Origin of the sequence: Sphingomonas sp., assembly GCF_026460985.1 — a bacterium.
Taxonomy (GTDB): domain Bacteria; phylum Pseudomonadota; class Alphaproteobacteria; order Sphingomonadales; family Sphingomonadaceae; genus Sphingomonas.
The window spans coordinates 221,211-239,460 of the sequence record NZ_JAPKNM010000001.1 but is presented as its reverse complement, the minus strand read 5'-3'; the positions used below and the strand labels follow the sequence as shown (position 1 = coordinate 239,460).

The following is an 18,250-nucleotide window of genomic DNA, read 5'->3' as shown; positions in this document are numbered from 1 at the left end:
TTGACCTTGACCGCGCGACTCTCTAGCGACGCGGCCATGCAATTCGATGTCATCGTCATCGGCGGAGGCCATGCCGGCACCGAGGCCGCGGCTGCATCCGCGCGCCGCGGGGCGCGCACGGCTTTGCTCAGCTTCGATCTGGCCAAGCTCGGCGCGATGTCGTGCAATCCCGCGATCGGCGGGCTGGGCAAGGGCCATCTGGTCCGCGAGGTCGATGCGTTCGACGGGCTGATCGCGCGCGCCGCCGATGCCGCCGGCATCCACTATCGCATGCTCAATCGCAGCAAGGGCACCGCAGTACAGGGGCCGCGCGTCCAGGCCGATCGGGTGCGCTATGCCGCGGCGATCCAGGCGATGCTCCACGCACAGGCCGATCTCGAGCTGGTCGAGGGCGAAGCCGATTCGCTGGTGCTGGCCGGTGGGAGCGTGGCCGGCGTGCGCCTGGCCGATGGCAGGGTGATCGAGGCACGCGCCGTGGTGCTCGCCACCGGCACCTTTCTCGGCGGACGAATCTTTCGCGGTGAGGAGCGTGAGGTCGGCGGAAGGGTAGGCGAATCGTCCGCGACTCGCCTTGCAGTGCAACTTCGCGAGCTCGCGCTGCCGATGGCGCGGCTCAAGACCGGCACACCACCGCGGCTCGACGGCCGCACGATCGATTGGTCGCGAGTCGCCGAGCAGCCCTCGGACGAGGATCCCTGGACCATGTCGCCGATGACTGCGCGGCGGATGCTTCCCCAACTCCACTGCGGCGTGACGCGGACCAACGGTGCCACGCACGACGCGATCCGCGCCGGGCTCGATCGTTCGCCGCTCTTCTCGGGCGCGATCGACGCCCAGGGGCCGCGCTACTGCCCGTCGATCGAGGACAAGATCCACCGTTTCGGCGATCGCGACGGGCACCAGATCTTCCTCGAGCCCGAGGGCCTCGACACGCATCTGATCTATCCCAACGGCATGTCGACTTCGCTGCCAGTCGACGTGCAGGAGGCTATGGTTGCCTCGGTGCCCGGTCTTGAGCGCACCCGAATCGTCACGCCCGGCTATGCGGTCGAATATGATTATGTCGACCCGCGCGCGCTCGATGCGACGTTGGGCCTGCCCCAGATCGAGGGATTGTACTGCGCCGGCCAGATCAACGGCACCACCGGCTATGAGGAAGCGGCGGGGCAGGGGCTGGTCGCGGGCATCAACGCGGCGGCGCACGCGCGCAGCCTCGAACCGCTGATCCTCGACCGCGCGACCAGCTATCTTGGCGTGATGGTCGACGATCTGGTGCTGCAGGGCGTCACCGAGCCCTATCGCATGCTCACCGCGCGCGCCGAGTTCCGTCTTCGCCTGCGTGCCGACAATGCCGAGACTCGGCTCGGGGAAACCGCGTTTCGGCTGGGTTGCCTCGGTGACGATCGAGTCACGCGATACCGTGCACGCCAGGACGAAAGGGCGCGGCTGGAAGAGAGATTCGCGGTTCCGATCACTGCCTCAGTCGTGCATGCGCGCGGCGCGCCGGTCGCGCTCGACGGAGCAAGGCGCTCGGCCAAGGAATGGCTGCGCTTTCCCGGGGTCGAACTCGCGCATGTCATGGACGAAGTCGAAGCCGGAACCCAGCTCCTCGCGGAGTTCGTCGAGGATGCACGCTATGCGCCCTATCTCGAGCGGCAGCAGGTCGAGGTCGACCAGCTGCGCGCCAATGACAATGTCCGGTTGCGCGGCGATCTGGACTTCGCCGCGATCCCCGGGCTCTCCAATGAGATGGTCGAGAAACTGAGCGCCACGCGGCCCGAGACACTCGGCGCTGCTTCGCGCATCCGGGGCATCACCCCGGCGGCCCTGTCCGCGATCCTGCTGCACGCGCGGAAGACGGCGGCATGACTGAGGAGGAAGCGCATGCCTGGATCCGCGATCGCTTCGGCGTTTCACGTGAAACATTGCTGGCCCGCTATGCCGAGCTCCTTCGCGCCGAGGCGGTGAACCAGAATTTGATCGCCGCGTCGACGCTCGATACGCTCTGGGCCCGGCATCTCGTCGATTCGGCACAGCTCGTTCCGCTGGCGGCCGAGGCGTCGCGCGGGGCCTGGGTCGATGTCGGCAGTGGGGCGGGGCTTCCCGGGATCGTGGTGGGCATATTGCTCGATCGACCGGTGGTGCTCGTCGAGCCCCGCGCGCGGCGCGTGGCGTTCCTTCGCGACGTTGCTGCGCAGCTCGGACTGGCCAATCGCGTGACGGTGCAGCCGACCAAGGTCGAGAGCTATAAGCCGACCAACCGCGCGGCGGTGGTTTCGGCGCGTGCTGTCGCCGAACTCTCGCAGCTCATCTCGTCCACGGCACATTGCACAGATTCATCCACAGTCTGGTTGCTTCCCAAGGGCCGAAATGCGCAATCGGAGGTGGCAGCCGCGCAAGCGACATGGCAGGGTGTGTTCCACGTGGAACCAAGCATCACCCAGCCGGATTCCGGTATCGTGGTGGCCCGGGGGGTACGTCCCAGATGATCTGCATTGCGATCGCCAACCAGAAGGGCGGGGTGGGCAAGACCACTACCGCGATCAATGTCGGAACCGCCCTGGCGGCGACCGGCAAGCGGGTGCTGCTGCTCGACCTGGATCCGCAGGGCAACGCGTCGACCGGGCTCGGCATCGGTCGTGCCGAGCGCGACCAGCATTCGACCTATGACCTGCTCGTCGGCGAAGCGAGCCTCGACGACGTCGCGATGGCCACCAAGGTGCCGCGGCTCGACATCGTTCCCGCGACGCAGGACCTGTCGGGCGCCGAGATCGAACTGATCGAGTTCGAGGCGCGCACGCACCGGCTCGACGCGGCTTTGGCGCGCCATGCCTCGGGCCGCTGGGACGTGGTGCTGATCGATTGCCCGCCGTCGCTCGGGTTGCTGACGATCAACGCGATGGTCGCAGCGCACGCCTTGCTCGTGCCGCTCCAGTGCGAGTTCTTCGCGCTCGAGGGGCTGAGCCAGCTGCTCAGCACGATCGATCGCATCCGCAGCCGCTTCAATCCCGGCCTGTCGATCCTCGGCGTGGCGCTGACCATGTACGATCGCCGCAACCGCCTGACCGACCAGGTCGCCGACGATGTCCGCGCGGTGCTCGGCCGTGTGGTGTTCGACACGGTGATCCCGCGCAACGTCCGCCTGTCCGAAGCGCCGAGCCATGGCGTCCCGGCGCTGATCTACGATTATCGCTGCGCCGGATCGGAGGCGTACATTGCCCTGGCGCGCGAAGTGATCGAGCGCCTGCCCAAGTTGAGGAAGGCCGCATGACCGAACCCGCTCCTCGGAAGCACGGCCTGGGCCGCGGGCTCAGCGCGTTGCTCGGCGACAGCGTGGTCGAGGCGCCGATCTCGGGCGGATCCGAGCGCGGCGCGAGCAGCGGTCTGCGCACCTTGCCGGTCAGCGCAATGGCGCCGCACCCGGGCCAGCCCCGGCGGCATTTCGACGAGGCCGCGCTCGACGATCTCGCCGAATCGATCTCGGCGCGCGGGCTGATCCAGCCGATCGTCGTCCGCCCGCATGGCCACAGCTACCAGATCGTCGCCGGCGAGCGCCGCTGGCGCGCGGCGCAGCGCGCGCGGCTTCACGAAGTCCCAGTCATCGTCCGCGAGCTGACCGACGCCGAGACGATGGAGATCGCGCTCGTCGAGAATATCCAGCGCGAGGACCTCAACGCGATCGAAGAGGCCGAGGCCTATTCGAAGCTGATCGGCGAATTCGGCCATACCCAGGAAGCGCTCGCCCGGCTCGTCCACAAGTCGCGCAGCCATGTCGCTAACCTGTTGAGATTGCTGGACCTTCCGCAGCCGGTGCGGCAGATGGTGGTCGATGGCAGCATCGAGATGGGACATGCCCGCGCGCTGATCGGCGCGCCCGATGCCGAGCGGCTCGCGCGCATCGTCGCCGACAAGGGGCTGTCGGTCCGCGAGACCGAGAAGCTCGCGCGCGAGGCCAAGCCGGGCACGCAGCGCAAGAGTAGCGACGCGGGCGGCCGCAACGCCGATATCCAGGCGCTCGAGCGGCAATTGGGCGACGTGCTCGGCCTCAACGTCAAGATCGCGCATGGCGGCAAGGGCGGCACGCTCACGCTCGCTTACTCGACGCTCGACCAGCTCGACATGGTCTGCCAGCGCCTCACCGGCGAGCGGATCTAGCGCCGCAGGCAGACAACCTCTTCTATCTTCGTGCCTTTGTGTCTTCGTGTGAGTCAAAAAAAGATATCACACAAAGGCACGAAGCCACGAAGAGAAGAAGGATTTAGGGCGCTTCGCGCTTAGCCCCGTGCCCGCGCGGCGGCCCGTGCGATCGCCGTGCATTCGGCGTCGGCGAGGACTTCGCCCGCGCTTCCCGAATGCATCATCGCGCGCTCGGTCTCGCGCACGCGGTCGATCGCGCGGGCGATCTGCGCCGCGTTCCAGCGCCGCAGCGCGCGCCCGGTAGCGGCCTTCTCGCGGAAGAAGACGCGATGCTTCTCGAGCACCTCGTCGACGCTCGCGCCCTTGTCCATGTCGCCGCGCAGCTCGGCCAAGGTCATCAGCCGCCGCGCGAGCTGGCGCAGTAAGGGGATCGCCGAGCCGCCGGCTTCGCTCAGCCGGGCGAGCTCGCCGCCGATCTCGGCGACGCGGCCGTCGAGCACCGCGTCGATCGCGTGGAACAGCTCGGCGTCGCCCAGGTCCGCGCCGATCGCGTCGAGCGCGGCACCATCGGCATCGCGCGGACGATCGGGGGCGGCGTCGAGATAGAGGGCGAGCTTCTCGATCTCGCGCGCCAGGATCGCGCGGTCGCCGCCGGTCGCAGATGCCAGGCGCTGCGGCACGTCGCCGGTCAGGCGCAGGCCGTGCTCGCGCGCCACCGTGGTCGCCAGCCGCGTCGCGTCGACGCCCTCGGGGACGTAGCAGGCGAAGGCCAAGGCCTTCGGTGCCGCGATCGCCGCCTTGACGAGCTTGCCGCTGGTCTTGAGCCCCGGCCCGATCGCGATCACCGGATTGCCTGCGCGCTCAGCGGCGAGCAGCAATGCGATCGCCTCGCCCGCGCCCTCCTCGACGCCGGTGAGCCGCACATAGCGCACCCCGCCGAACAGCGAGAGCGACGCCGCCTCGTCGGCGAGCCGCCCGGGCTGCTCGCGCAGTGCCTTCATGTCGAGGTCGACGCGCTCGGCCTCGGGCCCCAGCGCGCGCGCCAGCCGCTCGGCGAGCTCGGCCGCGCCCGCTTCGTCGGGGCCGTGGAACAGATAGAGCCGCGTATCGGGATTGGGCTTGTCGACGGCGGCACGGATCTGCCCCGCGCTTGCCTTCATTGCGCGGGCGCCGCCGGCGCTGCGGCGGTGGCCGGAACGCCAGGACCCGCCTGGGCGAAGCGCGCCACCCGCGCGACGATCTGGTCGGCGACGATCCCCGAGAGCCGCTCGAGCGCGCTCTTCTCGGCCGCGATCGTCGCATATTCGGAGCCGACCACGTCGATGCCCGCGTCCGATCCCGCGGTGGCGTCGAGCACCACCGCGCCGGTGCTCAGGTCGACCAATTGATAACGCGCCCGCAGCGTCCGCCGCTCGCGCGCGACGCTGTCGTCGCTGCGCACGCCGAGCCCGGCGATCTGGTCGTCGAGCTGCACTTCGAGCCGATAGCGCGGCGTCTCGTCGCCGGCGTGCAGCCGGTCGCGCAGCGCGCTGGAGACCAGCCAGCCCGATTGCCCCTCGATCGGCGCGACCTGTACCGCGGCGAGCATCGACTGGACCGGCCCCGCGCTGCCGCCGCCATAGAGCGGCCGCAGCCCGCAGCCCGCCAGCGCCAGCGCGCCCAGGCAGAGGAGCGCCGCGGCCCTCATGCGACGATGTTCACCAGCCGGTCGGGCACGACGATCACTTTCCTCGGAGCCTTTCCTTCGAGCGACCGAACGATCTTGTCGGCGGCAAGTGCCGCGGCCTCGATGCTTTCCTTCGGCGCGCCCTTGGGCATTACCAGCGTATCGCGCAGCTTGCCATTCACCTGGACCGCGATCGTGACCTCGTCGTCGACGAGCAGCGCGGGATCCACGGCGGGCCATTCGGCATCGGCGATCAGCCCTTCCTCGCCCATGGCGGCCCAGGCTTCCTCGGCGAGGTGCGGCACCATCGGCGCGACGATCCGTGCGATCGTGCGGATCGCCTGCGACCGCGAGGCCGAGGGCCTGGCCTTCTCGACGGCGTTGACCAATTCGTAGAGCCGCGCGACCGACTTGTTGAAGGTCAGCGCCTCGATGTCGCCCGCCACGCCCGCGATCGTGCGATGCAGTCGCCGATCGAGATCCTTGTCCTCGCCTTCGGCTTCCTCGAGCCCGTCGAACAGCCGCCACAGCCGCTGGACGAAGCGCCAGGCGCCTTCGATGCCGTTCTCGCTCCATTCGAGGTCACGCTCGGGCGGGCTGTCCGAGAGCATGAACCAGCGCACCGCGTCCGCGCCATACTGGTCGACGATCGGCTCGGGATCGACCGTGTTCTTCTTCGACTTGGACATCTTCTCGATGCGGCCGACCTCGGCCACCTCGCCCGACGCGATCTCGATCACGCCGGCGCTGTCCTTGCGGATCTCCTCGGGCGAGAGCCAGCGCCCGTCCTGCGACTTGTAGGTCTCGTGCGTCACCATGCCCTGGGTGAACAGCCCCGCGAACGGCTCGGCGACGTCGAGCCTGCCGATGTGCCGGAGCGCACGGGTGAAGAAGCGCGCATAGAGCAGGTGCAGGATCGCATGCTCGACCCCGCCGATATACTGGCCCACCGGCAGCCATTGCTCGGCCATGGCCTTGTCGAACGGCTTGTCGCCCGGCTGGCTGGCGAAGCGAATGAAATACCAGGACGAATCGACGAAGGTGTCGAGCGTGTCGGTCTCGCGCCGCGCCGGTGTGCCGCATTTCGGGCAGTCGACATGCTTCCAGGTCGGATGCCGGTCGAGCGGATTGCCCGGGATATCGAACGACACATCCTCGGGCAGCACCACGGGGAGCTGGTCGCGCGGCACGCCCACCGGGCCGCAGCTCTCGCAATGGATGATCGGGATCGGCGTGCCCCAGTAACGCTGGCGGCTGACGCCCCAGTCGCGCAGGCGCCACACCGTCGTCCCGGTGCCCCAGCCGCCATCCTCGGCGCGCTGGATCACCGCGCGCTTGGCGTCGGCCACGTCCATCCCGTCGAGGAAGTGCGAATTCACCAGCGTGCCGGGGCCGCTATAGGCCTCGGCGTCGTGGAACTCGGGCGCGGTCTTGTCGCCTTCGGAGACGACGCGACGGATCTGGAGACCATATTTGGTCGCGAACTCGAAGTCGCGCTGGTCGTGCGCGGGCACGCCGAACACGGCGCCGGTACCATAGTCCATCAGCACGAAGTTCGCGATATAGACCGGCAATTCCCAGGCAGTATCAAAGGGATGTGCCGCACGCAGCCCGGTGTCCAGGCCCAATTTCTCCTGCGTCTCCAGCTCGGCCGCAGTGGTGCCGCCCTGCTTGCAACGCTCGATGAACGCCTGGATCTCGGGACTGCCGCTCGCCAGCTTCTGCGCGATCGGATGATCGGCCGCGATCGCAACGAAGCTCGATCCGAAGATCGTGTCCGGCCGCGTGGTGAAGACCTCGACCGAATCAAGCCCCTCCCCTTCAGGGGAGGGGTTGGGGTGGGGCAGTGCCTCAGGCGAAGGGTCTCGGTGAGACGGCGAGGCCCCACCCCCATCCCCTCCCCTGAAGGGGAGGGGCGTGCTCAATTGGAACCGGAAGCGCAGCCCCTCGCTCTTGCCGATCCAGTTCTCCTGCATCAGCTTGACCTTGTCGGGCCAATGCTCGAGCCCGCGCACGCCCTCGAGCAGGTCGTCGGCGAACTGGGTGATCTTGAGGAACCATTGGCTGAGCTTCTTGCGCTCGACCAATGCGCCCGAGCGCCAGCCGCGCCCGTCGATCACCTGCTCGTTGGCGAGCACGGTCATGTCGACGGGATCCCAATTGACCGCCGATTCCTTGCGATAGACCAGCCCGTTCTCGAGGAAATCGAGGAAGAGCGCCTGCTCATGGCCGTAATATTCGGGCTCGCAGGTGGCGAGCTCGCGCGTCCAGTCGAGTGCGAAGCCGAGGCGCTTCAACTGCGCCTTCATCGTCGCGATGTTCTGGCGGGTCCAGCTGCCCGGATGGACCTTCTTCTCCATCGCGGCATTCTCGGCGGGCATGCCAAAGGCGTCCCAGCCCATCGGATGGAGCACTTCCATGCCCTTCATCCGGCGGAAGCGCGCGAGCACGTCGCCCATCGTATAGTTGCGGACATGGCCCATATGGATGCGCCCCGAGGGATAGGGGAACATCTCGAGGACGAAGCTCTTGGGCTTGGGCGAATCGTCGCGCGCGGCGAAGGTGCGGCGTTCTTCCCACGCCTTCTGCCAATGCGAATCGGACTTCAGCGCATTGAACCGCGACACGTATGGAATTCCTTCAGTTTCTCAGTTCGGGCACTAGGCAGCACCGCACAGCCGATCAACCCTGGCACATCTTTCTCTTCCCTCTCCCGTCGGGAGAGGGTTGCGCAGACTTAGGCTCGAAGAGCCTTAGTCGGAGCTGGGTGAGGGGATCACGCTCTCGATGGCGGGACACCCTCACCTAGCTGCGCTAGGCGGCAGAGCCGCCAAGCTTCGCTACCTCTCCCACAGGGAGAGGAATAAATGAGACCTTGGAAACGATCAGTTGGCGATGGCGGCCCGGCGGAGGTCGCGGGCGCGGGTGAGGATGATGTCCTCGAGCTTCTGGACCGTCGCGGCCTGGACGGGCGCGGCGACCCACTGGCCGGTGCGGTTGACTTCGCGCAGCGCGGCGACGCGGAGCGCATCGGCGCGCAGGTCCTGGTCGAGCACGGTCACGGTCACCTTCATCCGCTCGGTCGGCGTGTTCGGGTTGACGTACCAGTCGGTGACGATGACCCCGCCGTTCGAATCGGTCTGGAGCAACGGCATGAAGCTCAAAGTGTCGAGGCTGGCGCGCCACAGATAGGAATTCACGCCGATCGTCGTCACCTTCGACGCGGCAAGATCCGCCACGGGGCGCTTGCCGCCGCCGCACGCGGTGATCGAGAGAGCGAGCGACCCCAGGATCGCGGTGCGCAACAGGCGGTTCATCGACACATTCCTAAAGGCGAAAGGATAGAGCGGAAGCATCTATAGGGGCTCGTGTGGCGGGAGCAAGGCGGCAGCGTGCGGGCGATTCGGCGCCGACAGGGCCGATTCGCCGCCGAATCTGTGGGCATCGGGCAACACTGGCACGAAATTTGATCCGGCGGTGGAACCGCGCTTCCGAATCATGGTACGCACCTCCATATAAAAGGGGATGAAAATGCGTTTGGCACGTTGGACGACGATGATGGGGGTGGGGGCGATCTGCGCCGCTGCCGCTTTCGTCGCGCCGGCGCTCCAGGCGCAGGAAGGCAATCGCGTCGACCGCCCCTTCGCCAAGCGGACCAATATCGCCGTCCGCGGCGGCATCGGCACCTTCACGCCGGCTGCCGCCGATCCCAAGCTTGCCGCGATCCTCGCGCGCAGCGGCCTGCCCGAATCGGGCTTCCGCTTCACGCCGTCCGAGTCGCGCCGCGGTTCCAGCCGCGCGGTGACCGTCGCGGTCCGCGCGCGCTCGACCCGCAGCGGCGCGCTCGCCAATCGCGACATGATCGCGGCAGCGGCGCCGGTCAGCCTCGCGCCGATCGCCTATAATCTCGGCGTGTCGGTCGGCTGGAAGCGCTTCGCCGTCGCAGGCGACGTGACGCGAATCGAGCTCGCCACCCAGCCCGGCAGCACCGAGCGTGCCAATGTCGGCGTCAGCTACACGGGCAACCGCGTCTCCGGCCGCGTCCAGGCCGCCGCCGAGCGTCCGCTGGCCGACACGCCGATCCTGATCGGCGACAAGCCGAGCTATTCGATCGATGTCGGCGGCAGCTATTCGCTGACCCGCAACCTCGATGTGACCGCGGGCGTGCGCTACAAGAGCGAGCAGGATCGTCTGCCTAAGATGACCACCGACAACCGCCGCGACAGCCAGGCGGTCTATGTGGGTACCGCCTTCCGCTTCTGACCGCATAGCGGTCATCCCGGCGGAGGCCGGAATCCCCGAGCATCTAACCAAAACCCATTTCCGTCACCCCCGCGAAAGCGGGGGATGGGCAGGACGCCATGCGCCCCGCGCATGGCTAAGATAGCCGGGAGCTATCTTACCTGCCCATCTCCTGACCGCGCAGCAAAATGCACGGGTGCGTTCGCGGGTGGTGTTGGAGATGGGTCCCCGCTTTCGCGGGGATGACGGTGCGTGCTCGTCCACGCATCGATCGCCGCCCAACCATAGACTCCGAGACCCCGCAGGCTCCGCGCCTGCCGCTTATCCATCCCGCCCAGCGCGATCACCGGCACCCTCAGCCCGCGAATCAGCAATCCCAGCCGCGCTCGTCCCAACGCCCGCGCGCCGGGATGCGAGCGCGTCGCGAACACCGGTGAGACGAACAGCGCGTCGGCGCCTGCGCGGATCGCCCGGATCGCCTCGCGCCGCGAATGCGCGGGGAAGGTGCATAATCCTGGGGCCCGCTGGGCGTGCACGCCGGCCTCGCCCCGTCCGAGCCGCTCGGCTCCGGCACGGATCACCACCAGGCCACGCCGTCGTGCGACCTTCACCACGCGCGCGAACAGCGCCCGCCGCTCGGCCGGACTCAGCCCGTAATGGCGGAACACCACGCCGCTCCCCCGCGGCAGCCTTTCCAGCGCGCCCCACAGCGAATCGCCCATCCGCTCGTCGGTCATCAGCCAAAGCCGCGGCAGAGGGTGGCGGGGGCGCATTCGCCTCCCTATAGCGCGGCGCATGCCCATAGACGACGCCCCGAGCCGGCTCGCCGAAATCCGCGAAAAGATCGCCCGCGCCGCGCGCCTCGCCGGCCGCGAACCCGAATCGGTCGAGCTCATCGCGGTCTCCAAGACGCAGGACGCCGCCGCGATCCGCCCGCTGATCCAGGCGGGCCAGCGCGTCTTCGGCGAGAATCGCGTCCAGGAAGCCGCCGCCAAATGGCCCGAGTTGCGCGAGACGAGTCCGGGCATCGCGCTCCACCTGGTCGGCCAGCTCCAGTCGAACAAGGCCGAGGAGGCGGTCGCCCTGTTCGATGCGATCCATTCGGTCGATCGGTCCTCGCTGGTCTCCGCGCTGGCGGACGCGATGGCCAAGACGGGCAGGCGCCCGGCCTGCTTCGTCCAGGTCAATATCGGCGACGAGCCGCAAAAGGGCGGGTGCCTGGTCGCGGATCTGCCCGGGCTGCTCGCCGAGGCGCGCGCCGCCGATCTGCCCGTGGCCGGGCTGATGTGCATCCCCCCCGCGGAGGTGGAACCCGCGCCCTATTTCGCGCTGCTCGCCAAGCTCGCGCGCGATTCCGGCTGTTCCGCGCTCAGCATGGGAATGTCCAGCGACTTTGAAACCGCCGTCAACATCGGCGCGACGCATGTGCGCGTTGGCACGGCATTGTTCGGAACACGAGTAAAATGAAGTTCGACGCGATGATCTTCGATTTCGACGGCGTGCTGCTCGAAAGCGAATATGCCGGCAATCGACAGATCGCCGACTATCTGACCAGCATCGGCCACCCGACGAGCCCTGAGGATTCGATGGCGAACTTCATGGGGCTCGCCGGCACCGACTTCCTCGGCGCGATCGAGCGCTGGATCGGCCGGGCGCTCCCCGAGGACTTCCACGCCGCGCGCGCGCTGGAGGATCATCGCGCGCTCGAGGAAGGACTCCCCGCCGTCGCCGGCGCGATCCGCTTCATCGAAAGCCTTCCCGACGCCTTCCCCCGCGCGATCGCCTCGTCGAGCCGCAGCGACTGGATCACGGGCCATCTCGAGCATCTCGGCGTGCGCCATGCCTTCGGCGACAAGATCTTCAGCGGCCGCGAGCATGTCGAGCGCGGCAAGCCCGAGCCCGACATCTATCTCCACGCCGCCGCGGCGCTGGGCGTCGATATCCGCCGCTGCGTGATCCTCGAGGATTCGCCGGTCGGCGTCACCGGCGCGGTCGCCTCCGGTGCCTATGTGATCGGGCTGTGCGCGGGCACGCATTGCGCCCCCGACCATGCCGATCGCCTGCGCGCGCTCGGCGTCCAGGCCATCGCCACCGATTTCGACGAGGTCGCCCGGCTGATCGCCTAGAGCTGGTGCCCGGTGCGGTCGCGCTTGGTGGCGAGGTAGCGTTCGTTGTGCGGGTTGGGCGGCAGCTTGTGCGGCACGCGCTCGGCGACCGCGATCCCCGCCGCCTCGAGCGCGGCGACCTTGTCGGGATTGTTGGTCAGCAGCCGCACGCGCTTCTGCCCGAGCAGCGCCAGCATCCGTCCGGCGATCCCGAAATTGCGCGCGTCCACCGCGAAGCCGAGCCGGGTATTGGCGTCGACCGTATCGAAGCCCTGGTCCTGCAACGCATAGGCGCGGAGCTTGTTGATCAGCCCGATCCCGCGGCCCTCCTGGCGCAGATAGAGCAGGATCCCCCAGCCGCTCGCCTCGATCTCGGCGATGGCGGCCTTGAGCTGCGGCCCGCAATCGCATTTGAGGCTGCCGAGCACGTCGCCGGTCAGGCATTCGCTGTGGAGGCGCACCAAGGGCGGGTTGCCGTCGGGCCGGCCGATCAGCAGCGCGACATGCTCGCCCGGCATCTCGTCGGTGCGGAAGGCGACGATCTCGCTGTCCTCCGCGCCCTCGACTGGCAGCCGCGCGCGGCCGACGATCCGCAGCCGCGCGGCATCCTCATGCGCGTCGATGTCCGCGGGGGTGATCGCCTCGGCATCCTCGCCGGGAATCGCGAAGAAGGCCGGCAGCAGCCCCGCTACCCGTGCCAGCCGCAATGCCGCCGCGGCGGCCTCGGGCGCCGCCAGCGCGATCGCGCGGAAGGGCCCCTTCAGCGGCGTCGCCAGGTCGAGCTGGGGATCGGCGAGCGCGGTCGCCGTATCGAAATCGAGCCAAAGCGTGCGTTCGACCAGCACCGGGCCGTCGGGTGCCGCCGCCTCACGCTGGTTGGCGAGCTTGAGCGTCGCCGCGCGGCCTGCGGAGAGCAATACGGGCGCCGCGCCTTCTGGATCGAACGCCCGGAGCCGCTCCGAATCGGCGGTCTCGATCGCGAGCAGCCGCAGCGTGCCGTCCGCCCCGCGAATCGCCACCGGCCATCCGCGACGTAGCGCGTCGACCGCGCGGGCAACGGCGCGCGGGTCTGTCAAAAGTCGAACTCGGTGACGAGCGGGACATGGTCCGACGGCTTGAGCCACGAGCGGCACGGCTCGCACACCTTGTGGCTCACCGCCTTGTCGGCGATCGCGGGGCTGGCCCACATATGGTCGAGCCGCCGGCCGCGGTCGTTGGCGGTCCAGTCCTTCGAGCGATAGCTCCACCAGGTGAAGCAGCGCTCGGGCGCGGGGATGAAGCGCCGGCCCAGGTCCACCCAGTCATGCGCCGCCTGCAGCCGTGCCAGCGCCTCGACTTCGATCGGTGTGTGGCTGACCACGTCGAGCAATTGCTTGTGGCTCCACACGTCGCATTCGAGCGGGGCGATGTTGAAGTCGCCGGTCAGGATCGTCGGCTTGTCGAGTTGCGCCGCCCACGCGGTCATCCGCTCGACGAAATCGAGCTTCTGGCCGAACTTGGGGTTCACCTCGCGGTCGGGAACGTCGCCGCCGGCGGGGACGTAGACATTCTCGAGCCGCACGCCGCCCGGCAGCCGAACGCCGACGTGCCGCGCCTCGCGATTGGCCTGCCAGTCGAACCGGTCGTCCTCGACCACCGGCACGCGGCTGATGATCGCTACGCCGTGGTGCATCCGCTGGCCGTGCTTGATGACATGGTCATAGCCGAGCGCGCGGAACGGCGCCTCGGGAAAGTCGCCGTCGATCACCTTGGTTTCCTGCAGGCAGAGGATGTCGGGCGATTCCTCGCGCAGGAACTGCTCGACGATCCCGATGCGGAAACGGACGGAATTGATGTTCCAGGAGGCGATCTTCATCGGGCGCGATGTAGAGTCTCTGATCGTCCGGCACCAGTCCGCTGGTGCGGTGATGGCTCGGCGCGGCGCACCAGAAGACGAAAGGCCCCCGCTCCGGGGGCAATGGAGCGAGGGCCGACCTAGCGTTCGTCACGCAGGCGGGAAATGGTTCGATCCCGAGCAACAGGGGGAAAATCCCGGGTACCGCCCCACATCCGCAACTTGGTTTCTAATGGCCGCAACCTGTCGCCAGCATGAACGATGTTCAGGAAACTCAGCGATTCCGCGGCCCCTGGCTCCGCGGATCGTTCCAGCGGAACGTTCCATCGGAGACGTTGGCGTTGAGCTGCTGGTTGGACAGGCGGATCGTCGTGCGGTTGTTCTGCGAATCGAGCGCGACCCAGCCCTGCAGCGTCAGCCCGCCCGGGCCGCCCGCATTCTTCTGGAAGATCATCGTGATCCGGCCATATTCGGGATGCGCGGGATCGTGCACTTCGATCGAGACGACGCGCGGATCGCCGGTCGGCTTCAGCCTGGCATATTTGGTGATGTCGCGCTTCGGGTCGAGCAGCACGGCGAGCGGCGAGTTGCCGATCGGCCAGCGATCGACCTGGCGCACCTGATAGTCGATGAAATAGAGGCTGCGCCCGTCGGCGACGATCAGCTGGGGCACGCCCTTCTGGTACTGGAAGCGGATCTTGCCGGGGCGCTTGAGCGTCATCGTGCCGGTCAGCACGCGGCCGTTGCGGTCGGTCTGGCTGAAATTCGCGGTCATGCTACTCACGCCGGCGAGATGCTGCTGCACCTGCGCGAGCTCGTCCGCGACCGGCGCCGCGGCGATCAGCGCGGGGGCGGCGAGGAGGGTGAAGGCGAGGGGCCGTGCAAACACGTCTATCTTCTCCGAATGCTTGGGCTGGGCCGGTAAAGGGGCCGGTTTGAACGAACGTTGAACCGTTAACCGAAGCGCAGCCGGCAAGTTCCGTCCCGGCCGATCTCGATGTCGCACTTCGACAGGATGTCCATGCCGAGGATCACATCGAAATCCGCGGGGCGACGCCAACTGAACCCTTCGACCTCTGGGAAAACGAACGGCCACTGCGTGACGCTTTCCTCAATGTGATCCATCTGTTCGCTCGTGTAAAACCCGATCCGGAAAAGATAATAGTCGGCAAAGACTTCCTCGGTCGCCGACATGAGCCGCTTCTTCATGTGGCTACGGAGCGCGAGCGCTTCGATCACCGCAGGACCCAGGCCGCTTGCCGTCGCGCCGGTGTCGAGCAACGCCGTTGCGGCAAAGGACGTCATGTCGGAACCATTTTCGGCGCCGAGCACGCGGACAGGGAGGAGAATTCGACGGTCGCCGCGGCGGAAGCTAAGCTCCCGCACGGGAGAAAAAGCCTAGATCCTCCACCTCGGTCGTCACCTGCTGGATCGAGAACAGCTCGTCCGGATATTTTTCGATGCCGGCGCGAAAGGCATCGCCGGGCCGATCATAAAAGCCGTCGATGCGGCACTTCCTCAGCAATGCATAGCGGTCCTGATGATCCGGGATCAGGAGAGCGAGGTTGCGTTGAAAGAAGTCGTAATTCGCATCGACTTCCTGCCTGAGCTGTTCCTTGTCCATCGCTGTGCCTCCAACGGCGGACTCTATCAGAATGCGCAATTCCTGGCGATGAAATGCCCCAAAATGTCGACGAAGCGACTCAAAAACGAGTCGAGCCGTTCACAGCGGCCGCCCATCCGTATCCATCAGGACCTCGCGGCGGCCGACATGGTCGGGGCGCGAGACGAGGCCGTCCTTCTCCATCCGCTCGACCAGCCGCGCGGCCGAATTGTAGCCGACGCGCAGCTGGCGCTGAAGCCATGACGTCGACGCCTTCTGGCTCTCGGCGACCAATTGGGTGGCGCGGCGATAGAGCTGGTCCTCGGGCGAATCGTCGCCGTCGGGGCCGCCCTCGAGCGCGAAGCCGCCGTCCTCGGGCTCCTCGGTGACCGCGGTGATATAGTCGGGAGCGCCCTGCGCGCGCCAGAAATCGGCGACCGCCTGGACCTCTTCGTCGCTGACGAAGGGCCCGTGGACGCGGACGATCTGCTTGCCGCCGGGCATGTAGAGCATGTCGCCCTTGCCGAGCAGCTGCTCGGCGCCCTGCTCGCCCAGGATCGTGCGCGAATCGATCTTCGAGGTGACGTGGAAGCTGATCCGTGTGGGCAGGTTCGCCTTGATCACGCCGGTGATGACGTCGACCGAGGGGCGCTGCGTCGCCATGATCAGATGAATCCCCGCCGCGCGCGCCTTCTGCGCCAATCGCTGGATCAGGAACTCGACTTCCTTGCCCGCGGTCATCATCAGATCGGCGAGTTCGTCGACGATCACCACGATCTGCGGCAGCGGCTGCAGGTCGAGCGTCTCCTCCTCGTAGATCGGCCGCCCGGTATCGGGATCGTAGCCGACCTGGACTTTCCGACCGAGCTTCTGCCCCTTGGCCTTGGCTTGGCGGACCTTGTCGTTGAAGCTGGCGAGGCTGCGGACATTGACCGACGCCATCATCCGGTAGCGGTCCTCCATCTGCTCGACTGCCCATTTGAGCGCGCGCACCGCCTTGGGCGGGTCGGTCACCACGTCGGCGAGCAGATGCGGGATGTCCTTGTAGATGCTGAGTTCGAGCATCTTGGGATCGATCATGATCATCCGGCACTGGTCGGGGGTGAGCCGGTAGAGCAGCGACAGGATCATCGCGTTCAAGCCCACCGACTTGCCCGAGCCGGTGGTGCCGGCGACGAGCAAATGTGGCATCGGCGCGAGATCGCCGATCACCGGATCGCCCGCGATGTTCTTGCCGAGCACCAAAGGCAATGTCGCGCCCTGCGCCTCGAAGGCCTCGCTGCCGATCAGCTCGTGGAGGTTGACCGACTCGCGCTTCACATTGGGCAATTCGATGCCGATCACGCTACGCCCGGGGATCGTCGCGACGCGCGCGGAGATCGCGCTCATGTTGCGTGCGATGTCGTCGGCGAGCTGGATCACGCGGCTCGCCTTGATGCCCGCAGCCGGCTCGAGCTCGTACATCGTGACCACCGGGCCCGGCTTCACTTCGACGATCTGGCCCTTCACGTTGAAGTCGTCGAGCACGCTCTCGAGCAGCCGCGCGTTGCGTTCGAGCGCGAGCTTGTCGATCCCGGGATTCTGGTTGGGCGGCGCGGGCTTGAGCAGGTCGAGCGGCGGCAGCTTGTACGTGTCCTTGAAATCGAGGCTGCTCTGCACCGGCGGCTTTGGCCTGGCGGGCGAGGGGCCGATGCTCGGCTCGGCGATCACCGGGCCCGGGCGATTGTCGGGCACCACCAGTTTGCGCGGCTCGCGGGGTTCGCGCGGGTCACGCGCTTCGCGGAGCTCCTGCGGGTCCGGCCCGCGCAGCAGCGGCGTCTTGGCCGGCCCGAACAGCCGCGGCATGCCGATCCCGACGCGTTCGGGGAGCGTGAAATCGAGGCTGCGCCACCAGATCCACAATCCGGCGAGCGCGAAGACGAGGCCCAGCCCGCGGCTCATCCAGAAGACGATCACCGGATCGCCGATGAAGCCGATCATCCAGCTGAACAGCCCGGCGATCGACAGCCCGACCACGCCGCCCCATCCGCCGACCAGCCACAGGACCGAATCGCTGGAGAAGAAGGCGAGCGCGGTCGCCATCAGCACCACGCCGATCACCACGCCGCGCAGCATCTTCTTCCAATCGCCCAGCGGCCGATCGAGCCACAGCCGGTTGGTGATGATCAGGCCGGCGGGCGCGATCAGCGCCACCGGCAGGCCGAGTGTGGCGAGCAGCAGGTCGGCGATCCAGGCGCCGGGCAGCCCCAGCAGGTTGCGCGCGGGGCCGCCCGAGGCGGTGTTGAGCGACGGATCCTGCGAATTGTAGGTGAGCAGCGCCAGCACGACGCCCACCGTCACCAGGAACAGCAAGGTTCCGGCGATCAATGCGCCGCTGCGGCGGACGCCCGCCTTCATCGTGTCGCGCAGCAGCGACGGTTGTGCCCGGGACGCCATCGCCCAGTCTCCGCAAATGTCAGGGGGTGCGGGGAAATCATCGCCTACCGGGACTCTGACGTCAAGATGGACCTGTTTTGTACCCCACTCGTCATCCCGGCCTTGGGCCGGGATCCACCGCGCCGCGAGGGGAGAACATGAGGCTCCAGCTTCTCGCCAAGTCGCATGGTGGACCCCGGCCCAAGGCCGGGGTGACGGTGAGTGGGCTCTTCGTGCTTTCTCTCCAG

The 18,250-nt window shown here is 67.7% G+C and carries 18 protein-coding genes; 7 read left to right on the top strand and 11 right to left on the bottom strand.

Annotated features, from left to right (window positions below; all coding sequences use genetic code 11):
* Positions 1-36: 36 nt before the first annotated feature.
* From mnmG to MT490_RS01190, 4 genes are read left to right on the top strand one after another with little or no spacing between them, the layout of a single operon-like run.
* Positions 37-1,869, top strand: coding sequence for a tRNA uridine-5-carboxymethylaminomethyl(34) synthesis enzyme MnmG (mnmG, locus tag MT490_RS01205; RefSeq protein WP_297383534.1), 1,833 nt, complete (start codon positions 37-39; stop codon positions 1,867-1,869).
* A complete protein-coding gene (gene rsmG, locus MT490_RS01200; protein ID WP_297383532.1) occupies positions 1,866-2,489 on the top strand; it encodes a 16S rRNA (guanine(527)-N(7))-methyltransferase RsmG in 624 nt (207 codons plus the stop codon). Before mnmG ends, rsmG begins: the two co-directional genes overlap by 4 nt.
* The gene (locus MT490_RS01195) at positions 2,486-3,271 is read left to right on the top strand and encodes a ParA family protein (protein ID WP_297383530.1); all 786 of its coding nucleotides are present in this window, start codon (positions 2,486-2,488) and stop codon (positions 3,269-3,271) included. Before rsmG ends, MT490_RS01195 begins: the two co-directional genes overlap by 4 nt.
* On the top strand, positions 3,268-4,155 hold the full coding sequence (locus MT490_RS01190; protein ID WP_297383527.1) for a ParB/RepB/Spo0J family partition protein: 888 nt from the start codon (positions 3,268-3,270) through the stop codon (positions 4,153-4,155). Before MT490_RS01195 ends, MT490_RS01190 begins: the two co-directional genes overlap by 4 nt.
* A 119-nt stretch (positions 4,156-4,274) precedes the next feature.
* On the opposite strand, the gene holA is transcribed toward MT490_RS01190, so the two are convergent.
* The 4 genes from holA to MT490_RS01170 all read right to left on the bottom strand — a co-directional run bounded on the left by holA (position 4,275) and on the right by MT490_RS01170 (position 9,120).
* A complete protein-coding gene (gene holA / locus MT490_RS01185; protein WP_297383525.1) occupies positions 4,275-5,297 on the bottom strand; it encodes a DNA polymerase III subunit delta in 1,023 nt (340 codons plus the stop codon).
* Complete coding sequence (gene lptE / locus MT490_RS01180; RefSeq protein WP_297383523.1) at positions 5,294-5,824, bottom strand: LPS assembly lipoprotein LptE; 531 nt, start codon at positions 5,822-5,824, stop codon at positions 5,294-5,296. Before lptE ends, holA begins: the two co-directional genes overlap by 4 nt.
* Positions 5,821-8,430: a leucine--tRNA ligase gene (leuS, locus tag MT490_RS01175; RefSeq protein WP_297383521.1), complete on the bottom strand. Its 2,610-nt coding sequence runs from the start codon at positions 8,428-8,430 to the stop codon at positions 5,821-5,823. The genes lptE and leuS overlap by 4 nt, the downstream gene beginning before the upstream one ends.
* A gap of 258 nt (positions 8,431-8,688) precedes the next feature.
* Positions 8,689-9,120 (bottom strand): DUF3576 domain-containing protein, encoded by a 432-nt coding sequence (locus MT490_RS01170; RefSeq protein WP_297383519.1) that lies wholly within the window; start codon positions 9,118-9,120, stop codon positions 8,689-8,691.
* 214 nt (positions 9,121-9,334) lie between these two features.
* Here MT490_RS01170 and MT490_RS01165 point away from each other — a divergent pair, with 214 nt between their 5' ends.
* Positions 9,335-10,066, top strand: a complete 732-nt coding sequence (locus MT490_RS01165; protein ID WP_363321717.1) for a hypothetical protein — start codon at positions 9,335-9,337, stop codon at positions 10,064-10,066.
* 131 nt (positions 10,067-10,197) lie between these two features.
* Here MT490_RS01165 and MT490_RS01160 read toward each other — a convergent pair whose 3' ends face one another.
* Complete coding sequence (locus MT490_RS01160; protein ID WP_363321716.1) at positions 10,198-10,782, bottom strand: thiamine phosphate synthase; 585 nt, start codon at positions 10,780-10,782, stop codon at positions 10,198-10,200.
* A gap of 58 nt (positions 10,783-10,840) precedes the next feature.
* Here MT490_RS01160 and MT490_RS01155 point away from each other — a divergent pair, with 58 nt between their 5' ends.
* A complete protein-coding gene (locus MT490_RS01155) occupies positions 10,841-11,512 on the top strand; it encodes a YggS family pyridoxal phosphate-dependent enzyme (RefSeq protein ID WP_297383515.1) in 672 nt (223 codons plus the stop codon).
* The gene (locus tag MT490_RS01150) at positions 11,509-12,171 is read left to right on the top strand and encodes an HAD family phosphatase (protein ID WP_297383513.1); all 663 of its coding nucleotides are present in this window, start codon (positions 11,509-11,511) and stop codon (positions 12,169-12,171) included. The genes MT490_RS01155 and MT490_RS01150 overlap by 4 nt, the downstream gene beginning before the upstream one ends.
* On the opposite strand, the gene ribA is transcribed toward MT490_RS01150, so the two are convergent.
* The 6 genes from ribA to MT490_RS01120 all read right to left on the bottom strand — a co-directional run bounded on the left by ribA (position 12,168) and on the right by MT490_RS01120 (position 18,023).
* Entirely contained in the window at positions 12,168-13,226 is a 1,059-nt protein-coding gene (ribA, locus tag MT490_RS01145; RefSeq protein WP_297383511.1) for a GTP cyclohydrolase II, read from the bottom strand. The two genes, MT490_RS01150 and ribA, sit on opposite strands and share 4 nt — an antisense overlap.
* The gene (locus MT490_RS01140; protein ID WP_297383509.1) at positions 13,223-14,005 is read right to left on the bottom strand and encodes an exodeoxyribonuclease III; all 783 of its coding nucleotides are present in this window, start codon (positions 14,003-14,005) and stop codon (positions 13,223-13,225) included. Before MT490_RS01140 ends, ribA begins: the two co-directional genes overlap by 4 nt.
* 253 nt (positions 14,006-14,258) lie before the next feature.
* On the bottom strand, positions 14,259-14,873 hold the full coding sequence (locus MT490_RS01135; RefSeq protein ID WP_297383507.1) for an outer membrane lipoprotein carrier protein LolA: 615 nt from the start codon (positions 14,871-14,873) through the stop codon (positions 14,259-14,261).
* 65 nt (positions 14,874-14,938) lie between these two features.
* The gene (locus MT490_RS01130; protein ID WP_297383505.1) at positions 14,939-15,370 is read right to left on the bottom strand and encodes a hypothetical protein; all 432 of its coding nucleotides are present in this window, start codon (positions 15,368-15,370) and stop codon (positions 14,939-14,941) included.
* A complete protein-coding gene (locus MT490_RS01125; RefSeq protein ID WP_297383503.1) occupies positions 15,357-15,608 on the bottom strand; it encodes a hypothetical protein in 252 nt (83 codons plus the stop codon). The genes MT490_RS01130 and MT490_RS01125 overlap by 14 nt, the downstream gene beginning before the upstream one ends.
* A 99-nt stretch (positions 15,609-15,707) precedes the next feature.
* Positions 15,708-18,023, bottom strand: coding sequence for a DNA translocase FtsK 4TM domain-containing protein (locus MT490_RS01120; RefSeq protein WP_297383501.1), 2,316 nt, complete (start codon positions 18,021-18,023; stop codon positions 15,708-15,710).
* Positions 18,024-18,250 lie beyond the last annotated feature (227 nt).